The 25,962-nt window shown below is 58.1% G+C and carries 16 protein-coding genes; 11 read left to right on the top strand and 5 right to left on the bottom strand.

Translation table 11 applies throughout. From position 1 onward, the window contains the following. Window positions 1-7: 7 nt before the first annotated feature. Complete coding sequence (locus GbCGDNIH8_RS03925; RefSeq protein WP_072572164.1) at window positions 8-847, bottom strand: aminotransferase class IV; 840 nt, start codon at window positions 845-847, stop codon at window positions 8-10. After that, on the bottom strand, window positions 844-2,910 hold the full coding sequence (pabB, locus tag GbCGDNIH8_RS03920) for an aminodeoxychorismate synthase component I (protein ID WP_072573612.1): 2,067 nt from the start codon (window positions 2,908-2,910) through the stop codon (window positions 844-846). The genes GbCGDNIH8_RS03925 and pabB overlap by 4 nt, the downstream gene beginning before the upstream one ends. Window positions 2,911-3,197: 287 nt before the next feature. Here pabB and GbCGDNIH8_RS03915 point away from each other — a divergent pair, with 287 nt between their 5' ends. Continuing rightward, window positions 3,198-3,962 (top strand): tyrosine-protein phosphatase, encoded by a 765-nt coding sequence (locus tag GbCGDNIH8_RS03915; protein WP_072572163.1) that lies wholly within the window; start codon window positions 3,198-3,200, stop codon window positions 3,960-3,962. Between the two features lie 14 nt (window positions 3,963-3,976). Further along, window positions 3,977-4,840 (top strand): pantoate--beta-alanine ligase, encoded by an 864-nt coding sequence (panC, locus tag GbCGDNIH8_RS03910; protein WP_072572162.1) that lies wholly within the window; start codon window positions 3,977-3,979, stop codon window positions 4,838-4,840. Here panC and GbCGDNIH8_RS13045 read toward each other — a convergent pair. Then, window positions 4,837-5,844 carry a sensor histidine kinase gene (locus tag GbCGDNIH8_RS13045; protein ID WP_172822890.1) on the bottom strand — a complete coding sequence of 336 codons (1,008 nt, stop codon included), beginning with the start codon at window positions 5,842-5,844 and terminating at the stop codon, window positions 4,837-4,839. The two genes, panC and GbCGDNIH8_RS13045, sit on opposite strands and share 4 nt — an antisense overlap. Before the next feature lie 468 nt (window positions 5,845-6,312). Between GbCGDNIH8_RS13045 and GbCGDNIH8_RS13040 the strand changes: the two genes are divergently transcribed. After that, a complete protein-coding gene (locus GbCGDNIH8_RS13040) occupies window positions 6,313-6,549 on the top strand; it encodes a hypothetical protein (protein WP_172822889.1) in 237 nt (78 codons plus the stop codon). Window positions 6,550-6,903: 354 nt separating this feature from the next. Here GbCGDNIH8_RS13040 and GbCGDNIH8_RS03900 read toward each other — a convergent pair whose 3' ends face one another. Together GbCGDNIH8_RS03900 and GbCGDNIH8_RS03895 are read right to left on the bottom strand one after the other, a co-directional pair. After that, on the bottom strand, window positions 6,904-7,482 hold the full coding sequence (locus GbCGDNIH8_RS03900; RefSeq protein WP_072572160.1) for a sigma-70 family RNA polymerase sigma factor: 579 nt from the start codon (window positions 7,480-7,482) through the stop codon (window positions 6,904-6,906). Between the two features lie 118 nt (window positions 7,483-7,600). Next, complete coding sequence (locus GbCGDNIH8_RS03895) at window positions 7,601-8,182, bottom strand: sigma-70 family RNA polymerase sigma factor (RefSeq protein ID WP_367593392.1); 582 nt, start codon at window positions 8,180-8,182, stop codon at window positions 7,601-7,603. Window positions 8,183-8,291: 109 nt separating this feature from the next. On the opposite strand from GbCGDNIH8_RS03895, the gene GbCGDNIH8_RS03890 reads away from it, so the two are divergent. From GbCGDNIH8_RS03890 to GbCGDNIH8_RS03855, 8 genes are all read left to right on the top strand, one after another. Next, on the top strand, window positions 8,292-9,044 hold the full coding sequence (locus GbCGDNIH8_RS03890; protein WP_408874689.1) for a response regulator: 753 nt from the start codon (window positions 8,292-8,294) through the stop codon (window positions 9,042-9,044). Between the two features lie 139 nt (window positions 9,045-9,183). Continuing rightward, window positions 9,184-12,141 (top strand): alpha-1,4-glucan--maltose-1-phosphate maltosyltransferase, encoded by a 2,958-nt coding sequence (locus GbCGDNIH8_RS03885; RefSeq protein ID WP_072572158.1) that lies wholly within the window; start codon window positions 9,184-9,186, stop codon window positions 12,139-12,141. Between the two features lie 80 nt (window positions 12,142-12,221). Then, entirely contained in the window at window positions 12,222-15,557 is a 3,336-nt protein-coding gene (treS, locus tag GbCGDNIH8_RS03880) for a maltose alpha-D-glucosyltransferase (protein ID WP_072573610.1), read from the top strand. Continuing rightward, a complete protein-coding gene (gene glgB / locus GbCGDNIH8_RS03875; protein ID WP_072572157.1) occupies window positions 15,558-17,762 on the top strand; it encodes a 1,4-alpha-glucan branching protein GlgB in 2,205 nt (734 codons plus the stop codon). A gap of 5 nt (window positions 17,763-17,767) precedes the next feature. Beyond that, window positions 17,768-19,558 carry a malto-oligosyltrehalose trehalohydrolase gene (treZ, locus tag GbCGDNIH8_RS03870; protein WP_072572156.1) on the top strand — a complete coding sequence of 597 codons (1,791 nt, stop codon included), beginning with the start codon at window positions 17,768-17,770 and terminating at the stop codon, window positions 19,556-19,558. Continuing rightward, window positions 19,555-21,567 (top strand): 4-alpha-glucanotransferase, encoded by a 2,013-nt coding sequence (gene malQ / locus GbCGDNIH8_RS03865; RefSeq protein ID WP_072572155.1) that lies wholly within the window; start codon window positions 19,555-19,557, stop codon window positions 21,565-21,567. The genes treZ and malQ overlap by 4 nt, the downstream gene beginning before the upstream one ends. After that, window positions 21,564-24,428 (top strand): malto-oligosyltrehalose synthase, encoded by a 2,865-nt coding sequence (treY, locus tag GbCGDNIH8_RS03860; RefSeq protein ID WP_072572154.1) that lies wholly within the window; start codon window positions 21,564-21,566, stop codon window positions 24,426-24,428. Before malQ ends, treY begins: the two co-directional genes overlap by 4 nt. Continuing rightward, window positions 24,425-25,918: an alpha,alpha-trehalose-phosphate synthase (UDP-forming) gene (locus GbCGDNIH8_RS03855; RefSeq protein ID WP_072572153.1), complete on the top strand. Its 1,494-nt coding sequence runs from the start codon at window positions 24,425-24,427 to the stop codon at window positions 25,916-25,918. Before treY ends, GbCGDNIH8_RS03855 begins: the two co-directional genes overlap by 4 nt. Window positions 25,919-25,962 lie beyond the last annotated feature (44 nt).

Genomic DNA, 25,962 nt, shown 5'->3' with positions numbered 1-25,962 from the left:
CTCCCGCTCAATTCATGCATCGGTAAAGGAGGTCCGTATCGAAGGGAAGCTCCGTCGCCAAGAGGCTTTCACCGTTTCCATCCATTATGGAGGCCGCCATCGTGCATCCCAGACTGTTCACGATCAGCAGCCGGGACGCATGGCGAAGCGTCTCCACGGACACGATTTCCTCCCGTGCTTTCAGCAGCGGGATCAAACGGGCGCGAGTCAGACCGGGAAGGATTCCGCATTCCAGCGCGGGCGTGACCCATGCGCCATTCGCAAGCCCGATGAACACGTTCCCGGCCGAAGCACAGGCCACGTCTCCTCTGGTATTCAGCAGCACGGCATCCTGAGCGCCCCGACGCTCCGCTTCCTGCCGGGCCAGAATGGCATCACCATATGCAAGCGATTTGATGCGGGAGAGCGGTGAATCAGCGTTACGCCGGGTTGTGGCACACACCGCCACCCGGACGGAGGGCAGCACAAGCGTATCAGCAGCTTTGGCGGCAATGGTGGCATAGAGAACCGGACGAACCGGCTCCCCCGGCGGCCAGATGCCACGCTTTGCGGCCTCGCCCCGTGTCAGAGTCAGACGCAACGCGGCATCTGTCAGCCCGGCTGCTCCGGCCAGAGCGATCAGACCGGAGCGCATCACCTTCTCCTCCATCGGCACCGGGATGGACAGCACCTGCGCCCCTTCCCTCAGGCGGCGCAGGTGATCGCCGGCCCAGATCAGACGTCCATGCCTCATCAGAATGGTCTCGAACACGCCATCGCCCAGCATCGCGCCACGATCCATCGGCGAAAGTCTGGCTTCGGAGAGTGGCAGAACCTGCCCGTTGATCCAGCAGACGGGCTGTGTCATGGCATGCGCTCTTCCAGAATACAGCGTTCCTCGCTCCACCCGCCGGTTGCAGCAGTGACGATGGCCCGCATCGGGGCCTGCGCCTTCAGCAACATCTCCGCATATTCCCGCGCCGGCACGGATTGCGCGACGATCCCGCCCCCCACGCCAATAGACAGATGATCCCCCTGCATCACGATGGTACGGATGACGATGCTGAGATCAGCCGCTCCGTCATCGCCGATCCACCCCAGGGCACCGGAGTAAATCCCGCGCGGACGTTGCTCCAGACGGTCGATCAGGTCGAGCGTGCGATGTTTCGGACAACCGGTCATCGACCCGCCGGGGAAAGTCGCCCGGATCAGCCCGGCAATCCCTTCTCCCGGTCGCAGACGTCCCCGCACCGTACTGACCAGTTGATGCACCGTGGCATAAGTCTCGATCGCGCACAGCGCCGGTACCGTCACACTGCCCGGCAGACAGACGCGGGAAAGGTCGTTGCGCAGCAAATCCACGATCATGGTGTTTTCAGCGCGTTCCTTCACATTGTCACGCAATGCCTCGGCCAGCGCCGCATCATGGGCCGGGTTGGTGCCGCGGGGTGCCGTTCCCTTGATCGGTTTGGTCTCGACGCCACCATGACGGTCCACTTGCAGAAACCGCTCGGGGGAAGCACTGAGCACCGCGCCACCGGGCCATTTCAGATAGGCCGCATAAGGGGCCGCATTCTGCCGCCGCACGATCCGATACAGGGTCAGCGGATCAAGCTGAAGCTGGCAGCTGATCTCATTGGTCAGACAGACCTGATAGGTCTCGCCCTGCCTGATCCATTCCAGACACTGCGCCACATCCGCAAGATAAGTGGCACGTCCGCGATCCGCCGTGAAAACAACAGAAGACGCCTCCCCTGTCTCTGGCGGAGGCGGAGTGGGCAACTGCACCAGAGCCTGTCGGGTTTGTTCGATCCAGTCCTCCTCTCCGGCAGGGGCGATCAGCCAGGTCTGGCCAGTCTGGTGATCCACCGCGATCAGCCGCTCCGCCCGCATCAGCAGCGCGTCCGGTGTCGGAGAAGCACGATGCACCGGGCCTCCGACTGCCTGCGCGAATTCATAACCGAACCAGCCGACATAACCGCCGCCGAATGGCACCGGAGGCTCTGTTCCTCCCGTTCCCTCCGGAACCGAACGCGCCAGAGTGTAGAGAATATGCTCCGCATGATCGGGATGATGGAACGCATCGGAGGTGAGCGCATTTTCTGCTTCCCCCAGATAGGACCAGCGCGAACGGCTGCGCTCGCTCAAGGCTCCGTCAAGCCAGAAGGCATGGGGGGCAGCACCGAACAAGGTCAGAAATGCGGCCTCAGTATCGATTTCTACCGGCAGGCACTGGCTGATGATGCGCCGGTTATGGCTGGAGTCCAGTACCGGAGAAGCCACGCATTCCGGCCCCGCCGCCACAGGCGGCTGAAACACCGGACGAGACGACCGCGCCGCCAACGCAAGATCCCTGAAATTCGCGATCAGCCTCTCCCCATCCGGGGTCAGGATAGATTCAGGGTGAAACTGAACGCCCCAGACAGGCGCAGAGCGGGCGGCAAGCCCCATCACCAGATGATCCTGATCTGTCCAGGCGGTTTCCTCCAGCCCCTGCGGCAACGGGCGGCGCGCAACCAGAGAATGGTAGCGCCCGACCGGAAACGGGTTGGGCAGACCGGCAAACAGGCCACTCCCTGTATGATGAACCAGCGAGACTTTGCCATGCACCGGCTCCGGCCCGGCTGCCACCTGCGCCCCGGCAAGGGCGGCGATGCCCTGATGGCCCAGGCAGATACCCAGCAGAGGCCATTCCCCGCTGCGGATCACATCAGCGGAAACGCCGAAATCACCATCCCGGCCCGGATGGCCCGGCCCCGGCCCGATGACCACCGCATCGAAACCCTGCTGGCGCAGATCACGCCACAGCGCACCATCCCATGCGCCAGCATCGTTGCGTACGATCACGGGTTCCTGCCCGGTCACACGGGCAAACAGATGGAGAATATTATGGGTAAATGAGTCGTAATTATCGACGATGAGCGTCCTCATCGCGGGCCGCTCCAGTGCCAGACGGTCGCTTTGCGTGAAACTCAACCCTTCCGCGCGTCTCAGGCACTGCAGGGTCGGGTTGTCCCTATCATGACAGAATGCCGCCGTCACCCCGGAAGATAAGGCCGGTGATGAACTCCATCCCCGCGTCCCACGCCACCCTGCCCTGCCCCGATCCGGACGTAAGCCTGCCCCGCGTCATCCGGTCTGGCATTTCCCTCGGCGATCCGTAGCTTCAGGTTTCGGGTTTTCCGGATACCCCACACCGGAAACAGCAGGAGGGCCGAATGTACGCACACCAACAGGTCGGCACACTTCCGCGTCAGGTGAGCGTGGAAGCAGCCCATAATTTTCGTGATCTGGGAGGATGGTCGACCCGCCTGGGCGGGAAAGTCCGTTTCGGACGCGTCTTCCGCTCAGCCGCCATTCCCGCCGATCGGGACAATGTTGCCCCCCAGATCGCGGCGCTGAACCTGAAAGCTGTCTGCGACTTCCGCAGCGAGAAAGAAAGCGCGGTCTCCGATTCGGTTTTTACACACCTGCCAGGTGTTACCGTGCATCGCCTGCCCATCGAACCGGCCGTCGGAGGGTCGATTATCGAGCTTCTGACGCGCGGGGCACAGACAGGCGAGGATATCAGCCACCTTCTGCGCCGGGCCTATATCGCCTACGCGCTGGAATGGGGCCCCAGCTATCGCGGCATGTTCGACCTGCTGTTGCAGAATGATATTCCCCTGCTGCTTCATTGCAGCATCGGCAAGGACCGCACCGGCTTTGGCGCCGCGCTGATCCTCCGCGCTGTCGGGGTCCGCTGGGACGATATTCTGGAAGATTACCTCGCCACCAACCAGCTATGGGAGCCTGACCAGCAATTACTGGACCGTGTTCCACGTCATGCCCGCGCCACCCTTCTCAACGCCCATGAAGAGATGCTGCACGCCGCTTTCGAGGCCATTCGTCTGGAATATGGCTCTATCGAGCGATATTTCGAGCGTGCGCTGGGCCTGACCGCCCTCAGCCGCGAAAAACTCTGCGATCTTCTGGTTTCCTGACCGATCATAAGCACATGCATCTTGCCCGCACCCTGCCCGCCTTGCAGCAGGCTGTCCATGAGTTGCGCCATGCCGGAAAACGCATCGCTTTCGTGCCAACCATGGGGGCGCTCCATGAAGGCCATCAATCACTGGTCCGGGCCGCAATCGCGCAGAATTATGCGGTTGTCACCTCCGTCTTTGTAAATCCGACACAGTTCGGACCATCAGAGGATCTGGCACGCTATCCCCGCGATGAGGAAGGCGATGTGGCCATACTGGAGCGCACGGGCTGCTCGGTCGCATGGCTGCCGGATGTGGACACCATGTACCCGCCCGGAGATGCGACCGGTTTTGTCATGAGCGGCCCTGCTTTGGGATGGGAAGGTGCCAGACGCCCCGGCCATTTCAACGGGGTCGCGCAAGTTGTCACGAAGCTGTTCGGTCAGGTGCGCCCGGACGCCGCTTTTTTCGGCGAAAAAGACTGGCAGCAATTACAGGTGATCCGTCGCCTGACCGCTGATCTTCTGCTGCCGGTTGCGATCCATGGCGTACCGACACAGCGGGAAGATGATGGGCTGGCCATGTCATCGCGCAACCGCTTTCTTTCTCCTGCACAACGCGCACTTGCCCCCTTGCTGTTCAGGACATTGTTGCAGGCAGGCCATGACTTATCCTCCTTCCCTGAAGCAGAGAAAATCTGCCAGAAGGCCATTACGGCGCTGAACGGACAGGGCTTCGAGGTCGATTATTTTGCCCTGATTGAGGGAAGCACCCTCTCTTCCATCGCCACTTTGCCGGAGGGACATGACTGGCGGCTGATCACCGCTGCGCGTCTTGGCTCCGTCCGGCTGCTGGACAATCTCGGTCAGGCTGAACTGGAGCGCTTCAGGGCTTAGCCTTGGCTCTCATCATCCTCTACCGACAGATCAGCCTCTTCCGAGGCAGAGGGCCTGCGCCCGTGATTGCGTAGCCTGACCCGCAACTCGTAGCGTGTGCCGTTGTCTGCCGAGACATCCAGAGCAGCACCAAGCTGACGGGAAAAACCCTTTATCAACTGTCGTCCCAGCCCATCGCGCATGTCTGCCTCCGCTTTGATGGGTGCAGTGTTGAGGCCAACCCCATCATCCTGAATGACCAGACAGACATCGTCATTCTCGACTGTCAGACGCACCATCACGCTCCCTTTCCGCTGGTCAGGAAAAGCATATTTGACCGCATTGCTGACAACTTCAGTGACAATCAGGGCCAGAGGCACAGCCTGATCACTGGTCATACGCACTTCCGGCGCCTCGATATGCAGGATGATGCGCTCACCCGGCACTTCCCCGAATGCCTGAAACAGCTGCTCGCACAGCTCATTCAGGAAGCTGCGCATATTGATCGCCTGTAATTCTCCCTGCGTATAAAGATGCCGGTGTAATGTCGCGAGCGCCCTTACGCGATCACGCGCCGATTGAAACTCCGCCTTCGCCTGTGGCAGGCGAATGCGGGATGACTGGAGATTAAGCAGGGAGGCAATGATTTGCAGGTTATTTTTGACCCGATGATGAATTTCCATCATCAGCAATTCCTGCTGTTTATGAACTGTGGTCAGCTCATTTTCCCTTTGTCTGACGGCGATCACCGCCTGATCAAATGTGTCCGACAAGGCACGGAGCTCAGAAGGAAGCGAAACATCTTTGCTGGCATCCTCGATAGCCATGGTGCGCCATTGCATCACGCGATGTGTGAACCGTCGCAGGGGCCTGGTAACGCTCAGATCGGTGGCAATCCAGACAGCCAGCAGACCACACAGCACCAGCAGCAGAAATTCTCCTACTCGTGACATGAAAGCCCGATAGGCGGCCAATTCATTTTTTTCCTCTGACAGACCGAGCAGAAAACCGGTTTGATCTGCCAACGGAACATACCCGTATGCGAAATGTTCCCCGCTCCATGACACATCGGAAAAGACAGTGTTCTGTCTGTCATGCAACGATAGCAGCGGCACAGATCGGGGAAGACCATTTTCAGGGTCCCCCGCTGCCCATTTGCCTTTGTGGATCAACCAGACATGGGCATCTGCAAATCTGGGAGCAATGTGCAAATGCATATTGCTCAAAAGCCATGGACCACCATTCTGGCCGGCAAGAGCATATCGGATGATGACATGCCATTGGCGTGCATTCTGGGGGGAATTTTTTTCCTCATAAGCCGGCACAAACTCATTTTTGATCATGCCATCAAGCAGGCTCTGTGACGGAGGGGGCTGATCTTCTGTGACACTGTCACACAAATTACCCCGACCCGGCTGAAAAACAGCCAGCCAGAGAATGCTTCCTTTTTTCAGAGCTCTGACGGTCTCAAGTAAAGTAGAGCAGGCAATATCATGCTGCACGAACTCCAGCACGGCCGGAGACAAGGTTTTCAGAACCTCCTGCGTACCGTTTATCTGGCGAAGAAAAGAGTGCTGATATTCGGTGACATCATCCAGGGCAGCCAATTCCGCATGATAAGAAGAATGCCGGTAATTCGACCATTCAATAGAGACCGCACGCAAAAAAACAGGAGCAACCGCAAGCAGAACAAGCCCTATGAGACGGATTCTGAAAGAACCCCTCATTGACAGCCATAATCTTCGAAAAGAAAACAGATGAAGCTGGCCGTCTGCCGAACATGCCTTATTTTGCACGATCCTTCTCAATCAGACGCAGCAACTCCTCCGGTATTGGCTCTTTTGCGATATCGTCAAAAATCTGATGCAGACTACGCTGGAGCCAAAGATCAAAGGCACCATCGGTCTTCGCGGAACCGGATTCTGATGCAGGCCTGTCATCCTTCCGCTTTTTCATCGACACAATATTTCTTAGTTTATGCGGCTGGCAAATGATCACCGACCAGCCTATCGGCTGGGATGAGCATACTGCACCGACATGGACTTAGCCAATGGGCATCAACCTACAGGTTGATGCCCGGCCGTTCATTGTGCCTGTAAACCACGCAAATCATGTTGTGCCGCGGCCGTCTTTTTCGTCGCGATACGGGATACTTTCCCGTCGCGGGCGGCTTCGATGCGGTCTTCACCCATCAGCCAGGCTTCCAGCTGGCGGCGAGCCCGGAAAACGCGACTTTTAGCGGTGCCCACAGCGCAGCCGGTTGCCTCGGCGAGGTCTTCATAGCTCATGCCATGGATGACAACCATGACAAGCGCCTCCCGCTGATCAACCGGAAGGCGTTCCATTGCCTTACCAAGCTCCTTCAGCGCCAGACGGTCCTCATGGGCTGCGTCTGTTGCAAAAAATGACGCCGGCACATCATCAATATCAGTGATATCGCGGCGTTTGCGTAGATTGGAAATAAACCGGTTGCGCAGGATCCGGTGCATCCAGGCTGCAAAATTGGTTCCTGGAACGAAGCTCTCGCTGGCGGACAGTGCATTACAAACCGCATCCTGCACCAGATCCTCAGCCACTGCCCGATTCCTGGTCAGAAACAATGCCTGAACCCGCAGTTTCGGCAGAATAGCTATCACCTGATCGTGGAAGCTCTCGGTCGCCATAGGGTTTTTCCTTCTGTCTTCATAAGGACAATGAAGCAGGAGAAAAAAGGTTACATCGGCAGGTACAAAAAAATCCCGACCCTCCCTTTTTTATTTTTAAAGTATATTTTTCAAAGACTTAATTATCCTCACTACCCTCATATTCTGCCGCCTGGCTCAAAATCCGCCTAGCACGAGAGACACGCACCTTCATGGTCCCGGCCGAAACTCCACAGATTCTGGCGGCTTCCTCATACTCCATTCCATGGGCCCCGATCAGCATCAATGCTTCCCGCAGCAGTGGGGATAACGACCAGATCAGCTTTTCGATATCTTTCAGATCCTGACGCTGATCCTGTTCCGTTATATTAAAGGCATCTCCCATGCCCTCTCCAGCCTGCCCGACATCTTCCAGCACCCTGCGCTCTGTCCTGAGGTGGCGCGCCTGCTCGTAAAAAACATTCCGCAGAATAGTGAAAATCCATGCTCTCAGGCTGGTATCAGGCTGAAACTGATCAAGCGCACCCAGCGCCCGCAGGACAGCATCCTGCACCAGATCATCCGCGGCATGACGGTCCCTGGCCAGAAAACGCGCATAGCCACGCAGCTCCGGCAATAAGGTTGCGATTTGCACGCGGAGTTCAGCCGCGCCATGCTGTTGGCCAGCATCCGACAGCGACGCCTGATTCTCCTCCTCCCCCGGTTCTGGAGCAGGTTTCAAGGCAGGCGAATCAGAAGCGGATGATAAAGGAGAACCCGCGTGACGCGGTTGTCGTGTCATGGGGGCACAGTAACAGCGGCGCGCGCATGCGCAAGCGCAGAGCCAAGGAATGACACGGATGCAGAGCCTGTCCCGCGATGAACTGCTTCAAGCCCTGCCCTATGCACGCCGTTACGCCAGAGCACTGGCTGGAAATCAGGAAAAAGGCGATGCCCTGGTTGCCTCCAGCCTGCGGCAGGCACTGACCGCTACAGAGTCGCGTTATCCACAGGATAGTGCCCGTTTCGCGCTGTATCATTGGGTCACACAGCAGTTTTCTGTTGAAGCCCCATCAGATCATGGACCTCTTTCGATCCAGCAGCGGCAGAGTCTTCTTCTTTCCCATCTGGAAGAAGTCCCGGCGGAGGCGATCGGACCCATTATGGGCCTGAGCAAGGATCAGGCGGCCTCCCTGTTGGCGGATGCGCGCAGCAATCTACGTAATGCTGCTTCGGCCAATGTTCTGATTATCGAGGATGAGCCGATTATCGCGATGGATATTGAGGAGCTGGTGCAAAGCTGCGGCCATCATGTCGTCGGGCTGGCAGCCTCGGAGCAGGAAGCCGTGGAGATGGCCCTGAAACACCGCCCCGGCCTGATTCTGGCCGATATCAATCTTGGCAAGGGAGGAGACGGCATGCAGGCTGTCTCCCGTATTCTGGCGCACCATCAGGCACCGGTGATTTTCGTGACGGCCTATCCGGAGCGTCTGTTGACCGGAGAGCATACGGAACCGGCTTTTGTCATCACCAAGCCTTTCGAACCGATGACACTCGCCATTACGACCTATCAGGCGGTGACAGGTGGTGTATCATTGGGTTGAAGGCGTACCTCGGTCAATAAGCACGGCGCCTTCCCCCACACTGAGCTTCCGGTGAGGAACCCATTCCGCTGCGAGGCGCTTTCTGGGGAGAAGTGTCGACAGGATCGACGTCCCTCTTTTCGGAGCAGACACCGTATCCATGCAAGTTCTGGATCAGATCGCCAAGCCAGCCAGTCAATATATGACAGGGACAAAAGCCGTCACTCTTGCTCGCCTCCCAGCTCTGCCCGCGCTGGAGCGGGAGGAGGACTGGCAGACCATCCTGCACCGGATGACCCAATTCAGGCAGGATGGATTGACCCATGTCGTAGTGACCGCCCGCTTTGCGGCAGATGCGGGCGGGATCAGTGCTCCCCTGCTCAGTAGTCTGATACGACAGGCGCGTGCGGTGGAAATCGGCGTCATCCTTGGGATCGAGACTGTTGATCTGGATACTCTGCCATCCCTTGCTCCCATTCTGGACACGCTGGACGGCCTCCTGATTGGCGGATTGCAGAACACCTCACCGGCAGCAATCCGTCATTTCACCGACATGGCATCCCGGGAAGGCATCCTTCTGATCGGGGATATGGCCGGAACACCCATCCATCGTCTGCCGGATTTCGAGCAGACAGGCCTGACCCATGTTCTTTCATCCTATCCCTGGTGGGATGGAGCCGGGATATGGTTCTGGCGGGAACTGGCTGCCCTGCAACGGATTGCCGCGGTCATTCATCCGCTGCCGGAGCATGGCGATGACGCCCACTTTATTTTTCAGGCTGAACTGGCGGCCATCCTGGGCACCGGCCTGTCGGTTACGGCTTCATGGGGGCAGGCGGATCATCAGGCTTCTGCCCGAGCGACCGCCCTCCGTCATGCCAATGATCGGGCGCATTTTCTGGCCAGCTTCAGTCGCAGCGCCGTTCTGATGAATGCTCCCGGTGCGGAATTGATCGCGTGCCTGCGCATTGGAACCGATGGGTCGGGCCGTCTCATGCTGGCGAATACGAGCACAACATCCAGTGTCGCCCCTCCGGCTGATCTGCTGGCCGCATCCCGCACAGCGCTTTCCCTGCGCAATCCGGTTCCGATCATCATCAGCCCGCTCGGCACGGTGGAAATTGAGGTTTCGCCCGCTCCTCCAATTATCGAGGGTGCATCTCTTTCCATCACCGATTCAGCACTGAATGCCAGCCATTGGGCACGGATTGCCATTGAGAATGTCAGCCCGGCTGTGGATGACGGAGACTTTCCCGCCCGACGCATCGTCGGCGAAATCGTCACGGTGGAAGCGGATATTCTCTGCGAAGGCCATGACGTTCAGGCAGTCAGCGTATTGTGGCGCGCAAAGGACGAAACCGGCTGGCATGAAAGCCGGATGCAGCCGCTGGGCAATGACCGGTGGCAGGGTTCCTTTCCCCTGACCAGGCTGGGAGACCACGTCTTCTGTATCGAGGCATGGCGGGATGAATTCGGCACCTATCGCGAGGAACTGCGCAAAAAATACGAGGCCGGAAACGACATCACGCTGGAGCTTCAGGAAGGAAGATTGCTGGTCGAGCGTCTGATCAAGGGGCAGGATAATGTGCCGGATGGCCTGAAAGCCCTGACCTCTGCCGATGATCAAGCCACACGGGCTGCGCTGCTGGCGCCGGGAACAGCAGAACACCTGGCCTCCCTTGATCCTCGTCCATTCCGGACACGCTCAGCTTTTTATCCTGTCGAAGCAGAACGACAGGCGGCACGTTTTGCGAGCTGGTACGAAATATTCCCACGCTCCATGAGCGATGATCCGGAGCGCCATGGCACCTTCCGGGATGTAGAAAAACATCTGCCCCGTATCCGCGACATGGGCTTCGATGTGCTGTATTTCCCTCCGATCCATCCTATTGGTCGGCAAAATCGCAAAGGGCGCAACAATACCCTGACGCCTTCCGATACCGATCCGGGCAGCCCCTATGCCATCGGATCAGAGGTGGGCGGCCATGATGCCCTTCATCCCGAACTGGGAACGCTGGAGGATTTCCGGCATCTGCGCGACGAGGCCACACGGCACGGGCTGGAATTGGCGTTGGATTTCGCGGTGCAGTGCTCCCCCGATCATCCATGGCTGAAACAGCACCCCGGCTGGTTTGCATGGCGCCCGGATGGCACGATCAAATATGCTGAAAATCCACCCAAAAAATATCAGGACATCGTCAATGTCGATTTTTACAGCGACAAGGCGGTACCTGATTTATGGGTTGCCCTCTATAATGTGGTGATGATGTGGGTCACGGAGGGTGTGCGGATCTTCCGTGTGGATAATCCACACACGAAACCGTTCCCGTTCTGGCAATGGTTGATTGCCGAAATACGCAAGACCCACCCCGACACGCTGTTTCTGGCCGAGGCATTTACCCGGCCCAAAATCATGTATCGTCTGGCGAAAATCGGTTTCTCCCAGTCCTACACTTACTTTACCTGGCGCAATGGAAAAGCAGAGCTGACAGAGTATCTGCAGGAACTGACCGGCACATCAGCACGGGAATTTTTGAGGCCCAATTTTTTCGTCAATACGCCGGACATCAACCCCATTTTTCTCCAGACATCTGGGCGTCCGGGTTTTCGTATCCGCGCTGCACTGGCGGCAACATTGTCGGGATTGTGGGGCGTCTATAGTGGATTTGAACTCTGCGAGGGCCGTGCCCTGCCCGGCAAGGAAGAATATGCCGATTCCGAAAAATATGAGATCAAGGCATGGGACTGGGATCGCCCCGGCAATATCGTCGAGGATATTCGCCTGCTCAACCGTCTGCGACGCGACAATCCGGCCCTTCAATCCCATTTGACGGTGCGGTTTCTGACTGCATGGAATGATGCTGTCCTGTTCTACGAAAAGGCCACTCCCGACCGGAAAAACGTTCTGCTGATTGCGGTGACCGTTGATCCTTTCAATGCTCAGGAGACAGACATCGAATTACCCCTTTGGCTCTGGAATCTGCCAGATCACGGTTCACTTGCGATGGAGGATCTCATCTCCGGCGATGATTTCCTCTGGACCGGAAAAATCCAGCATATCCGGCTTGATCCATGGACACGCCCCTATGCCATCTGGCGTGCCAGACCCGCCACCTGACGACGCTGCTGGCGGATAAGCATGACCAGATTTTTTCTTGTGCTTTGACTGGCCTGAAGACCAAGTTGATTGGAGTTCACATGAGCAAAAACACGGCACTGTCACCGATTGAAGATCCGCTCTGGTATAAAGATGCCATTATCTACCAGCTGCATGTCAAATCATTCTTCGATGGTGACAATGACGGAATTGGTGACTTTAAAGGACTGCTCTCGAAACTCGACTATATTGCCGAGCTTGGTGTCACGGCCATATGGCTGCTGCCTTTCTACCCTTCCCCCCGGCGCGATGACGGATATGATATTGCTGATTATCGGGGCGTTCATAAAGATTACGGATCACTGGCGGATTTCCGCCGCTTTGTAGCCGAAGCCCATGCACGCGGGCTGAGGGTCATTACAGAGCTGGTGGTCAATCATACGTCCGACCAGCACCCATGGTTCAGGAAAGCCCGCGAAAGCAAGCCCGGATCAGCGGCACGCAATTTTTATGTCTGGTCTGATGACGACAAAAAATATAGCGGAACCAGAATTATCTTTCTGGATACCGAGAAATCCAACTGGACATGGGATGAAACGGCCAAAGCCTATTTCTGGCACCGTTTCTACTCCCACCAGCCGGACCTGAATTTCGACAATCCCCGCGTCTTGCAGGAAGTTCTGTCGGTGATGCGGTTCTGGCTGGATATCGGTGTTGATGGATTGCGCCTTGATGCCGTGCCTTATCTGGTGGAACGCGAGGGCACCAATAATGAAAACCTTCCTGAAACGCATGATATTCTGAAGCGCATTCGCGCTGAACTTGATGCGCATGCGCCAGGCAGAATGCTGCTGGCAGAGGCTAATCAATGGCCGGAAGACGCTCAGCAATATTTCGGCGATGGCGATGAATGCCACATGTCGTTCCATTTTCCGCTGATGCCACGGATGTATATGGCCATTGCCCGGGAAGACCGCTTCCCGGTCACCGACATCATGCGGCAGACACCTGAAATTCCAGCCATCTGCCAGTGGGCGGTGTTTCTCCGCAACCATGACGAGCTGACGCTGGAAATGGTCACGGATAGCGAACGAGATTATCTATGGAGCACTTACGCCGCTGATCGCAGGGCGCGCATCAATCTGGGCATTCGCCGCCGTCTGGCACCGCTGCTGGAACATGACCGCCGCCGTATCGAATTGATGAACGGGCTGCTGCTCTCCATGCCGGGAACACCGGTTATTTATTACGGCGATGAAATCGGCATGGGGGATAATATTCATCTCGGTGACCGTGACGGGGTACGCACACCGATGCAATGGTCCAGTGACCGGAATGGCGGTTTTTCCCGTGCCAATCCGGCAGCACTGGTTCTGCCGACGATCATGGACCCGGTTTATGGATTTCAGGCCGTCAATGTGGAAGCACAGGCAGCAGACCAGCATTCCCTGCTGAACTGGATGCGCCGCATGCTGGCAGTACGCAGGCAGTTCACGGCTTTTGGGCGCGGAACGCTGCGTTTCCTGTATCCGGAGAACCGTAAAGTTCTTGCCTATCTGCGTGAATATGAGGATGGCGGCAATGAGCAGACCATTCTCTGTATCTGCAATCTGTCGCGCTCGGCACAGGCAGTCGAGCTGGACATCAGCGCCTTCAGTGGGCGCGTCCCGGTGGACATGGTTGGTGGCTCTGCTTTCCCACCGGTCGGACAATTGCCGTATCTGTTGACGCTGCCCCCTTATGGTTTCTTCTGGTTCGTGCTGGCCCAGAGTGAGCATCTGCCACACTGGTATACGCCCCCTTCCGAATCCCTGCCGGATTATGCAACGGTGGTGATCCGTTCCGACATCAGCGAGGTTCTGGAAGCGCAGAACCGCAAGATGCTGGAAACTGAAAGCCTTCCCGCCTATCTGCCAAAACGGCGCTGGTTCGGCGCGAAAGGCGAAATGGTCAAAGCCGCACGCTTTGCCTACATGGCCCGTCTCGGAGGCCATGAGGGTGATCCGGTGCTGCTGGGTGAAGTCGAAGTTCAACTCGGCTCACGCACCGAACGTTATACGCTTCCACTCGGCATTGTGTGGGAGGATGACATCAGCAGTCCGCTGGTCGCACAGCTTGCACTGGCCCGTGTACGACGGGGGCGAAGGGTCGGCTATCTGACCGACGCATTCGCGGTGGACAGCCTGACGGCTGCGCTGATGACCAGCCTGCGCCGCGCCGCCAATAATCACAGCTCATTGAGGGTTGAGGATGGCACGATAGAATTCCGTCCGACCGCCCTTCTGGCGGAGGTTACATTGCCGCCAGAGCCGGAAATCCGACGGCTGTCAGCCGAACAGTCGAATTCTTCGCTGATCTTGGGTGAAACGATCGTATTTAAGCTGATCCGTCGTGTCAGCAGTGGCATCCATCCAGAAGGTGAGATGACACGTGTGCTGACTGAACGCGGCTTTGCCAACACAGCACCGCTTTATGGCGAGATGGTGCGGATCAGCCCCGATGGCACACCTCATACGCTGGCGCTGGCACAGGGCTTTGTGCGTAATCAGGGGGATGCGTGGCAATGGACACTGGATTTCCTCAGCCGCGCGGTGGAGGAATATGCTGTCACCGGCCGCAATGGCACCACGGAAAGCGATCTCTTCGGCGGCTATAACGTGCTGGCCGCTGCGATCGGGCGTCGTCTTGCGGAAATGCATGCGATCCTGACATGGCCTGACGATAACCCTGATTTCAGCCCTGTTCCCGCCAATGTCCATGACTTACAGGGCTGGGCCGAAAGCGCGCGTGAACAGTTGCGCGATGCGTTCCGTCTTCTGCATGACATGACGGAGTTCGCTTCTACTGAAACAGCTAATCAGGTCAGAGCACTCCTGGATCAGGAGGCCGAGATACTGGAACGCCTCAATGCCCTCGCGACAAAAGGAGCAGGCGCAATACAGACAAGGATTCACGGGGATTTCCATCTTGGACAAGTGCTGGTCGTGCAGGATGATGCCTATCTGATCGATTTCGAGGGCGAGCCTGCCCGTCCGCTGGAACAGCGTCGCGCCAAAGGCAATGGTTTACGGGACGTTGCAGGATTGCTGCGCAGTTTTGACTATGCAGCTTCTTCGGGCGGCATGTCCCTGACCATCGCCGGCGCTGCACAGATGACAGAACGGCGGGATCATTTGTTGCAACAGTTCCGGCAGAGCGCAACACGCAGTTTCCTTGATGCCTATCTGGAAGTTCTGCGTTCAGCGGATACGCCTTGGGTTCAGCCGGAAGGGATCGAACCGCTGCTGACGCTGTTCCTGATTGAAAAAGCTGCCTACGAAATACGCTACGAAGCTGCCAACAGGCCGGGCTGGATCGGCATTCCGGTGGCGGGGCTCTACCATCTCGTTTTCGGTGCATCCGCCTCCTCTCCTGCCACCGATGAAGGACATTCCTGAATGAACGCGCTGGACCCAGATACCCTCATCCATCCCGATGTAGCCGCCGCAATCATGCATGGCCGGCATGGTGATCCGTTCAGCGTACTGGGCGTCCATGCCACCCGTGACGGTGTAGTCCTGCGCAGTTTCCAACCTCACGCCACCAGCGTGGTGGCGATAAGCCCGGACAGTGGACAGGAGATCGCTACACTGAAACGTGTGCATGGCGACGGGCTTTTCGCCGCCCGTCTGCCAGGCAGGACAGGTTATCGCCTGAAAATCGTGACCGCGACCGGGACGGATATCATAGATGATCCCTATGTTTTTCCCAATCTTCTCGGCGATCTCGATGTCTATCTTCTGGCTGAAGGACGGCATGAAGATCTGGGACGCATTCTGGGGGCCCATGTCACCACCATGCGCAGTCCGGACGGGCGGGAGGTTGAAGGTGTCCGTTTCGCGGTATGGGCACCAAACGCCACCCGTGCCTCTGTAATTGGCAACTTCAACCATTGGGACGGCCGCTGCCACCCCATGCGCAAACGTGTGGAGGCAGGAGTGTGGGAATTGTTCATTCCCGGTCTGACAGCAGGAACACTTTATAAATACGAATTACTCGGCCCCAACGGGGAGCTTTTACCTTTGAAAGCCGATCCAGTGGCATGGTATGCGGAAATTCCTCCTGCCACGGCTTCGATCGTTGCCTCCCCTGCTCCGTTTCAGTGGACAGACGAACAGTGGATGCAGCAGCGCGGCAAATTACAGGCGGCTGACCAGCCGATTTCGATTTATGAAGTCCATCCAACCTCCTGGATGCCGGCGGAATGTGGGGACTGGAGCACTCTTGCCGATCGGCTGATCCCCTATGTGCAGTCGCTGGGCTTTACCCATGTCGAATTTCTGCCGGTCATGGAGCATCCGTTCGGCGGTTCATGGGGCTATCAACCGCTCGGGCAGTTTGCGCCGATGGCACGTCTCGGCACACCGGAATCCTTCGCTTCTCTGGTCAACCGACTGCATGAGGCGGGTATCGGCGTTATTCTTGATTGGGTGCCAGCCCATTTTCCCACCGATGAGCATGGCCTTGCCCGCTTTGACGGTACCGCGCTTTATGAACATGAAGACCCGCGCGAGGGATATCACTACGACTGGAATACCTACATCTATAATCTGGGCCGCAATGAAGTACGGGCCTTCCTGATTTCAAGCGCGGTTCACTGGCTCACTTATTTTCATGCCGATGCGCTGCGCGTCGATGCCGTCGCCTCCATGCTGTATCGGGATTACAGCCGCAAGCATGGTGAATGGATACCGAATATGCATGGTGGTCGGGAAAATCTGGAATCCGTCAGTTTTCTTCAACATCTCAGCACTGTTGTGAAATCCCGTGCACCGGGTGCCGTCCTGATCGCCGAGGAAAGTACTGCATGGCCTGGTGTCACCAGACCAGCCCATGAAGGTGGGTTGGGCTTTGACTATAAATGGAACATGGGGTGGATGCATGACACGCTGCATTACATGCAGGAAGACCCCGTCAATCGCAGCTGGCATCATGATCAGATGACGTTCGGGCTGGTCTATGCCTTCAGCGAAAAATTCATCCTTCCGCTTTCACATGATGAAGTCGTGCATGGGAAACGTTCCTTGCTTGGGCGTATGCCGGGCGATGAATGGCAGCGTTTTGCCAATCTGCGTGCCTATTACGGCTTCATGTGGACACATCCCGGCAAAAAGCTGCTGTTTATGGGCGGCGAGATCGCCCAGGAACAGGAATGGAGCGAAGGCCATGGTACCGACTGGTATCTTCTGGACCGCCCGAACCATCAGGGTGTTCAACGTCTGGTGGCCGATCTGAACACGCTGTATCGCGCGGAACCGGCGCTGTATCGCAAGGATTGCGTGTGGGATGGTTTTTCATGGGTCGTGATCGACGACAGGGCGCAGAGCGTTTTCGCCTATCTGCGGTACGGAACAGATTCCGATGCTCCGGTTCTGGTGGTCTGCAATCTGACGCCTGTACCACGTCATGATTACCGGATTGGCGTGCCACATGGTGGATATTGGCGGGAAATTCTTAACACGGATGCAGGGATTTATGGCGGCTCCAATACCGGGAATGGCGGTGGACGCATGGCGGATGCAACGCCCAGCCATCACCATCCCGTCTCACTGCAACTGACGCTGCCACCACTGGCAACCATCATTCTGAAACCGGAAAGCTGATTGCAATGGCGCTGTATGAATGGGCTACCAGACATGGCGTGACGCGAAAGGACAACATCACCCGTTTCCGCATCTGGGCACCGGATATCGCCCTCATGTCGCTCCAGATTCAGGGTGATGATCCTGTACCGATGCAGGCCCTTGATGGCGGCTGGCATGAACATGAGCAGAGTGTACCTGCCGGAACCCGATACAAATTCATCCTGCCTGATGGCCTGGCCGTTCCCGACCCTGCCTCTCGCTGTCAGGATGGAGATGTGCATGGCTGGAGCATCGTCACCGATCCCGGCACCTATGTCTGGAAGCATACCGAATGGAAAGGCCGGCCATGGCATGAAGCCATTCTCTACGAGCTTCATCCGGGCGCTTTCGGTGGATTCAAGGGCATCGTCGATTATCTGCCTTCCCTTAAAGCTATCGGGATCACCGCTGTTGAACTCATGCCGTTGGCTGATTTTCCGGGAGCAAGAAACTGGGGATATGACGGCGTTCTACCCTATGCACCCGATACGGCGTATGGCAGCCCGGACGATCTGAAAGCTTTGATCGATACTGCGCACGGGCTTGGCCTGATGGTCTATCTGGATGTGGTCTACAATCATTTCGGGCCTGATGGTGCCTATGCTCATGTTTATGCCAGAGATTTTTTTGACGAAAGCAAACATACACCTTGGGGCGCGGCCATCGATTTTACGCGGTCGGAGGTTCAGGATTATTTCGTCGACAATGCGCTTTACTGGCTGAACGAATTCCGTTTCGACGGACTTCGCTTCGATGCCACCCATGCCATAGAACCACAATCTTTTCTGCCGGATATGGCGCGCCTGATTCGGGAACAAATCACGCCATCAGACCGTCATGTGCATCTGATGCTGGAACATGAGGGCAATGTTTCCCCCCTGCTCCGCCCGGCCAGGAACGGCGCATATTACGACGCGCAATGGACTGACGATTTCCATCACTGTCTCCATGTGCTGCTGACCGGAGAAACCGAAGGATATTATGAAGATTTTGAGGATGCCACCAACCTGCTGGCACGTTGTCTGAGTGACGGCTTCGCCTATCAGGGAGAAGTATCACGCCACAGCGGCAAGCATCGTGGCCATCCCGCCGATGGGCTGCCTACCACCGCTTTCATCATCTGCCTGCAAAATCATGACCAGATCGGCAATCGTGCCATGGGGGAACGTCTGATCACCCTGACGGATCATGACGCCTTACGGGCGGCAACTGCGTTGCAGATTCTCATGCCGCAGATACCTCTGCTTTACATGGGCGAAGAATGGGAATCACGCACACCATTCCTGTTTTTTACTGACCATCACAACGAACTTGCCGACGCTGTCAGAGAAGGACGGCGGGCCGAGTTCAAACATTTCTCCGCCTTTCAGGATCCGGAAAAACGGGACCATATTCCCGACCCCAATGCCGAGACTACCTTTACCCGCTCGATCCCCGATTTTACCGCTGCTCAGACAGATCAAGGGCAGGATGCGCTGGCATTCCGTCAGATGCTGCTGTCGCTGCGTCATACGCTGTTGCTGCCCCGTCTGGTTGGAACACGCAGCGCAGGGGTGGATATTCTCGGTCAGGGCGCCCTGCTGGCACGCTGGACGCTGGGAGATGGTGCGCTGATGAGTATCGGCCTCAATCTCGGCACCGAACCGGTTCCCCTGCCTCCGATAGCCGGAAAAGCCGTTTTCAGTACGCGCGACCCATCCTCCAATCATACCCTGTTGCCGGTCGCCACCACCGCGCTATGGTTCAAGGAAGCCAGCACCGAGGATGTTCCGTGATCGATGAAGACCTCCATCGCCTTGCCGACCGTGCCGGAGTATCTACATGGTACAGAGATGCTTTTGGGCACGACAATGCTGTCTCCCTGGATACATTGCGGGCCGTATTGCGGGCAATCGGGCTGCCGGGCGACAGTCCAGCCCAGATTGCGGACAGCCTTGCCATTCTTCAGGCCCGGGAAGACGGATGGCATCTTCCTCCCCTGATCACCGCCGATGCGGGGCAGCCCATTTCGCTCGGGCGGCAGGAAGGGGCGTGGGAACTGACGCTGGAGAACGGCACACGCCGCAGCGGGACACTCAATCCTGGCGAAAGCCTGCCACCGATTGAAGAACCCGGTTATCACAGCCTGGAAATAGCCGGGCAGCGCATCACCATTGCCAATGCTCCAGCCGAGTGCAAACACCCCCGTCATGGAAGCTGGGGTGTGGCGGCACAGCTTTATGCACTGCGCCGCGAAGGAGATGGCGGCATTGGTGATTTTGCCGCTCTTGCCCGCTTTGCTCCTGCCGCCGCCCGGCATGGCGCGCAAGCGATCGGCATAAGCCCGGTTCATGCCCAGTTCAGCGCCGATCCGGACCGGTTCAGCCCGTATTCTCCCTCCAGCCGCATTGCGCTCAATGTGCTGCATGGCGACGATGCCGGCCTTCTGGACGGGTTTTCTTTCCCGGAAGGAGAAGCCGAGCGCCAGCATCTGGAAAGCCTCAGCCTGATCGACTGGGCCGCCGCCACGCGCCTGCGCCTGCGCCGCTATCGCGCTTTGTTCAATGCGCTGGGCGGCACACATCCCGACTTCACCGCATGGCGGGCCGGTCCGGGCAGGGTGGTAGAGGATCATGCCCGTTTTGAAGCCCTGCACGGGCATTTCTTCGGAACCGCCCCGTCCCGCTGGAACTGGCGGAGCTGGCCGGAGGAGTATCGGCATCCTGACTCCGTCAGCGTGCAGCGTTTTGCAGCCGAGCATGCCAAAGAAGTCGATTTCCATGCCTTCCTGCAATTTCTGGCCGAGCGCGGGCTGGCCCATGCCCAGCGCGCTGCGCTGGAAAGCGGGATGGAGATCGGCCTGATCACCGATCTTGCCGTCGGCACGGATGGAGGGGGCAGCCATTGCTGGAGCCGGCAGAAAGAAACGCTGATTGGCCTGTCTGTAGGCGCACCGCCCGATCTGCTCAGCCCGCAGGGGCAGGATTGGGGGCTGACGGCTTTCTCCCCCGTCGGTCTGATGGAGCATGGATTCAGCGCTTTCATTGAAATGTTGCGCGCCGCCCTGCGCCATGCAGGTGGGGTGCGGATCGATCATGTGATGGGCATCGCCCGGCTCTGGGTGTTGCCGGAAGGCGCGCGCGCGACCGAAGGCGCTTATCTGCGCTTTCCGTTGCAGGATATGCTGCGCCTGATCGCACTGGAAAGCCATGCGCATCAGGCACTGATCCTGGGCGAGGATCTGGGGACCGTGCCGGAAGGATTCGGCGATGCGCTTCAGGCCCGTGCCTTGCATGGACTGCGCGTTTTATACTTCGAACGCGGAGAACACAGCTTCAAAGCGCCCGGACATTACTCCCGCACCGCCGTCGCCATGACCAGCACGCACGACCTCGCCCCTGTCGCGGGATGGTGGAGCGGCCATGATCTGGAAACCAGGAAATCACTCGGGTTGCTGGGTGACGATACAGCTATCTGGCTCAGCTATGAAGAACGCGAGCGTGACAGGCAACGCCTGTGGGGCGCCATGCAGGCATCAGGAGCGGCACAGGGCGATGCGCCGGAGGCACATAATACCGGCCCTGCCGTAGATGCAGCGATCCGTCATATCGGCCGTGCGAACTCGACCCTCGTGCTGTTACCAATGGAAGATGCGCTCGGATTACGTGAACAGCCAAATCTTCCGGGGACTTACAGGGAACATCCGAACTGGCGCCGTCGTTTCAATGGAGCAGCGGAAGCATTGTTCGACTCCCCGGACGTGTCGCACCGCCTGCAGGAATTGGAAAAAAGCCGCCCCTCATGAGCATCAGCGCCACGGCCAGACTGCAATTCCACAAGAATTTCACCCTCGCCGATGGCACAAAACTGGTCCCCTATCTGGCCAGTCTGGGTATCAGCCATCTCTATGCCTCCCCTTTGCTGAAAGCCCGTCCCGGGTCAACTCACGGCTACGACATTGTCGATCACACTCAGCTAAACCCCGAAATCGGGGATGAGGCAGCGTTGCAAACGCTGGTCGCTGCCTTGCGACAACACGATATGGGTTTGATCCTCGATATCGTGCCCAACCATATGGGGGTCGGCGGCAGCGATAATCTCTGGTGGCTCGACGTGCTTGAATGGGGACGCTCCAGCCCCTACGCCGAGTTTTTCGACATTGACTGGGATCCACCGGATTCATCCCTGCGCGGTCGTATACTGGCACCGTTTCTCGGCAGCCCCTACGGCGATGCTCTCGATCAGGGCGACATTACTCTCCATTTCGATGATCAGGACGGGCGGCTGTTCATCAGTTGCTATGGATCGCACCGCTTTCCCGTGGCCCCGCGGGAATACGTCACGATTTTATCCGCCGAAGGTGGCCGGCTGGAGGAAATCACCCGCGACATCGCGGAGCTTCCTGCAGGCCGCGACAGCACCAGACGGCAGGTTGAAGCCTTGCGGCAGCAATTGTGCGAGCCTTCCGTGCGGGCCGGAATCGATCATGCCCTGAGCGCCTTCGATCCTCGTCAGCCGGAGGGGCGGGAACGCCTGCACCGCTTGCTGGAACGGCAGCATTACCGGCTGAGCTTCTGGCGGGCAGCCTCCGACGAGATCAATTGGAGGCGATTTTTTGATATCAACGGTCTTGCCGGTGTTCGCGTCGAAGTACCTCATGTGTTCGATGCGACCCATGCGTATACGCTTTCTCTTTACGCACGCGGGCTGATCGATGGGCTCCGGATCGACCATGTAGACGGGCTGGCAGATCCTCGCGGCTATTGCCGGAAGCTGCGCCGCAGGCTTGAAGCCGCAACAGGAAGCAGGCCGGTGGAGTTACGGCATATCAGGCCGGTAATCTGGGTTGAGAAAATCCTTGCCCCCCATGAGAGATTGCCTGTCGACTGGCTGACCGATGGTACCACCGGCTATGATTTCATGAGTCAGGTCTCTGCCCTGCTGCATGATCCGTCCGGAGAAGCGCCGCTGACGCATTTCTGGACCAGCTTTACCCATCGGCCCGGCGATTTCGAGGATGAGGCCAAGGCAGCCAGGCGGCAGATTCTGCGCGAAAGTCTGTCCAGCGAGACTTTTGCCACGGCTGCCGCCCTGCATCGCCTCGCCCGCCGTGACCCGCATACACGGGATTATACGCTGACCGCCATCAGACGGGTGCTGGTCGAAATTCTGGTCCATTTCCACGTTTATCGTATCTATGCCGGGCTTGGAGGAATGGCGGAACCTGATGAGCGGGAGTTGGACTGGGCGATTGCCGGGGCCCGGAAAACCGTACGCTCTGCCGATCTCGGCCTGCTTGATCTGGTCGGGAGATGGCTTGCAGGCAATGGGCTGCGACAGGTACCGGCAGGGGCGAGGCGTCAGGAATGGTTGCGCGCCATGGTACGATTCCAGCAGCTTTCCGCCCCGACCAATGCCAAATCAGTCGAGGATACGGCATTCTATCGTTATGGACGCCTGCTGTCGCGCAATGAAGTCGGGGCCGAACCCCAGCAATTCGCGCTGACGCCGGCCGCATTCCATGGCGCCAATACCGAGCGTCGTAAACGCTGGCCCCGCGGCCTGCTGGCCACCGCTACCCATGATCACAAACGCGGCGAGGATACCCGTGCCCGCATCGCGGTCCTGTCCGAACTTCCAGAACTCTGGGAGAATGCCGTCACGCGATGGAGCCGCCTGAACGCGCCCTTGCGACGGGAAATCGAGCATCATCCGGCACCTGACGCAGCCGATGAGGTCATGCTGTATCAGATGCTGATCGGCGCATGGCCCTTTGGCCTGTCACCTGACGACAAGGAAGGCATGGCCGTTTTCATCGAGCGTATCGCGGCATGGCAGGAAAAGGCATTGCGGGAGGCCAAGCGTCACTCCGAATGGGCTGCACCCAATGAGGCGTATGAATCCGCCTGCCACAGTTTTCTGTCTGATCTGCTCAATCCGGACCGCCCCGCGAAAGTAGCGCAGGACATGGCCGCTTTCGCATCCGGTATCATGGCGGCAGGTGCCTGCAACAGCCTGTCGCAGACTCTGCTGAAAGCAACATCCCCCGGCATCCCCGATCTTTATCAGGGGGCAGAATTCTGGGATCTCAGTCTGGTCGATCCGGATAACCGCCGACCGGTTGATTTTCCATCCCGCATTGCCGCCTTGCAGGAGGGAAATGAGGCAGAGGCAGCAAATCTGGCCAGGCACTGGCATGATGGACATATCAAGCAGGCCATTCTGGCGGCTGCTTTACGCTTGCGCCACCGGGCGCCGGGCCTGTTCGAAGAAGGAACCTATCTGCCGCTAAAGGTGGAAGGACCTCAATCCAGCCATATTCTTGCCTTTGTTCGGGCGCATGAGGGCCGTGCTGCTCTGACAGCCGTGACAAGGCTGACGGTGCGGCTGCGAAATGAAGATGATTTTTCCGTTTCCCTGGCTCAGCTTTCCTCTGACAGCAGCGCTCCCCTGCCCCTTGCGGCGCAGGCAGCGCCGGCACTGGCGGAATTGTGGACCGTTCCGGCAACGTCATGGAAAGGAACTTTCATCCACGTACCGCGTCAGTTTCAGGGCCGGAAGGTCAAAAATCTGCTGGATGGGATGGTAATGAACGCTTTGCCTGCCCGGATCAGGGCAGAGGATCTGTTCAATATCCTCCCTGTCGCTTTGCTGGAGGCAGGATGAGTCGTCTGGTCGTCATATCCAACCGCGTCCCGCTGCCAGGCAACGATTCGCATGCCGGTGGGCTTGCTGTCGCCTTGTCGGGCCTGCTGCAAAGCCGGGGAGGATTATGGTTCGGCTGGAGTGGCCGGATCAGTGACGATAGGGACGATATCATCCACCATCAGACTGACGGGCAGGTGGATTACGCGACCATCGACCTGCGCCGTCATGAGCATGACGGATTCTATAATCGCTTCGCTAACGGCACTCTCTGGCCGTTGCTGCACGGCATGCCCGATCTGGTTCGCTTCCGTCAGCAGGATGCAGCCACTTACCGGGCGGTCAACCAGCGTTTCGCCGACCTTGTATCCACACTTCTGAAACCCGACGATTTCATCTGGATTCACGATTATCATTTCCTGCCACTGGCCAGCATGCTGCGTCAGAAAGGGTTGCGTAATCCGATCGGCTTTTTCCTGCATATTCCGTTCTGCATGCATGAGACCCTTCAGACCGTGCCTGGCATGGACGGGCTGGTACAAGAGATGCTGCAAGCCGATCTGATCGGTTTCCAGAGCACCTCCGATATGGAACATTTCAGCCAGGCTGCCCATCAGGCCGGTCTTGTAAAAGGTTTGCCCCCCACCCTTGAAACCATGCAGGGGCACCGCATCAGACTGGGTGTCTTTCCTGCAGCCATTGATGCTCGCGGCTTTGCACAGACCGCCAGCATAGCGATGGAAGGGCCGGAATATCGCGCCCTTCAGGAAAGTCTGGGCACACAATCCCTGCTTCTGGGTGTTGACCGGCTCGATCCCACCAAAGGCCTGCGTCAGAAAATCGGGGCCTATCGCCAGTTTCTGCTCCGCCATCCGGAATGGCACGAACAGACCAGCCTGTTACAGATCGCCGCTGCCTCCCGTCAGGAAGTCGAGGCCTATCGTCGGCTGAAAGAAGATGTAACGCGGGAAGCGGGGGCCATTAATGCCGAGATGGGCACACCCCACTGGCAGCCTCTGCGCCTTGTCACGCAGGCTGGTCGGAGGGATGTCATCGCGGGTTATATGCGGCTGGCCAAGGTTGCGCTGGTGACGCCGGTGCGGGACGGCATGAATCTGGTTGCCAAGGAGTTTATCGCCGCCCAGCGTCCGGAAGACCCCGGCGTGCTGATTCTTTCCCGCTTCGCCGGTGCCGCGGATCATCTGGAGGAAGCACTCATCGTCAATCCTCACGATCATGATTCACTTGCCGAGACGATCGAACGGGCTCTCTCCATGCCCTTGCCCGAGCGCCGGGAGCGATGGGAGGCATTATGGCATAGATTGCAGCAGGAAGATCCCGTCAAATGGGGGCGGTCTTTCCTTGCCTCCCTCATGCGCTCTACGCACTATCCTGCCCCGCCTATATCAATGAATAGACTGCCCCATTCCCATGCCCCCATCATCCGGGCCGGATCCCGGTCAGCTGGCGTCCAGGAGCATGGTGCTTCCAAAAACATCTCCCATCATTAAATGACTGAATACGGTTGGCGGCCCCCTCTCGCCAACCGGCTGAT

The organism is Granulibacter bethesdensis (assembly GCF_001889545.1).
Classification (GTDB): Bacteria; Pseudomonadota; Alphaproteobacteria; order Acetobacterales; family Acetobacteraceae; genus Granulibacter; species Granulibacter bethesdensis_B.
This window is presented reverse-complemented; position numbering and strand designations above follow the sequence as displayed.

Excerpts from the sequence above, each read along its gene's own strand:
- GbCGDNIH8_RS03925 (WP_072572164.1), bottom strand. The coding sequence starts at position 847 with ATGACACAGCCCGTCTGCTGGATCAACGGGCAGGTTCTGCCACTCTCC.
- pabB (WP_072573612.1), bottom strand. The coding sequence starts at position 2,910 with ATGAGGACGCTCATCGTCGATAATTACGACTCATTTACCCATAATATT.
- GbCGDNIH8_RS03915 (WP_072572163.1), top strand. The coding sequence starts at position 3,198 with ATGTACGCACACCAACAGGTCGGCACACTTCCGCGTCAGGTGAGCGTG.
- panC (WP_072572162.1), top strand. The coding sequence starts at position 3,977 with ATGCATCTTGCCCGCACCCTGCCCGCCTTGCAGCAGGCTGTCCATGAG.
- GbCGDNIH8_RS13040 (WP_172822889.1), top strand. The coding sequence starts at position 6,313 with ATGCTGCACGAACTCCAGCACGGCCGGAGACAAGGTTTTCAGAACCTC.
- GbCGDNIH8_RS03900 (WP_072572160.1), bottom strand. The coding sequence starts at position 7,482 with ATGGCGACCGAGAGCTTCCACGATCAGGTGATAGCTATTCTGCCGAAA.
- GbCGDNIH8_RS03890 (WP_408874689.1), top strand. The coding sequence starts at position 8,292 with ATGACACGGATGCAGAGCCTGTCCCGCGATGAACTGCTTCAAGCCCTG.
- GbCGDNIH8_RS03885 (WP_072572158.1), top strand. The coding sequence starts at position 9,184 with ATGCAAGTTCTGGATCAGATCGCCAAGCCAGCCAGTCAATATATGACA.
- treS (WP_072573610.1), top strand. The coding sequence starts at position 12,222 with ATGAGCAAAAACACGGCACTGTCACCGATTGAAGATCCGCTCTGGTAT.
- glgB (WP_072572157.1), top strand. The coding sequence starts at position 15,558 with ATGAACGCGCTGGACCCAGATACCCTCATCCATCCCGATGTAGCCGCC.
- treZ (WP_072572156.1), top strand. The coding sequence starts at position 17,768 with ATGGCGCTGTATGAATGGGCTACCAGACATGGCGTGACGCGAAAGGAC.
- treY (WP_072572154.1), top strand. The coding sequence starts at position 21,564 with ATGAGCATCAGCGCCACGGCCAGACTGCAATTCCACAAGAATTTCACC.
- GbCGDNIH8_RS03855 (WP_072572153.1), top strand. The coding sequence starts at position 24,425 with ATGAGTCGTCTGGTCGTCATATCCAACCGCGTCCCGCTGCCAGGCAAC.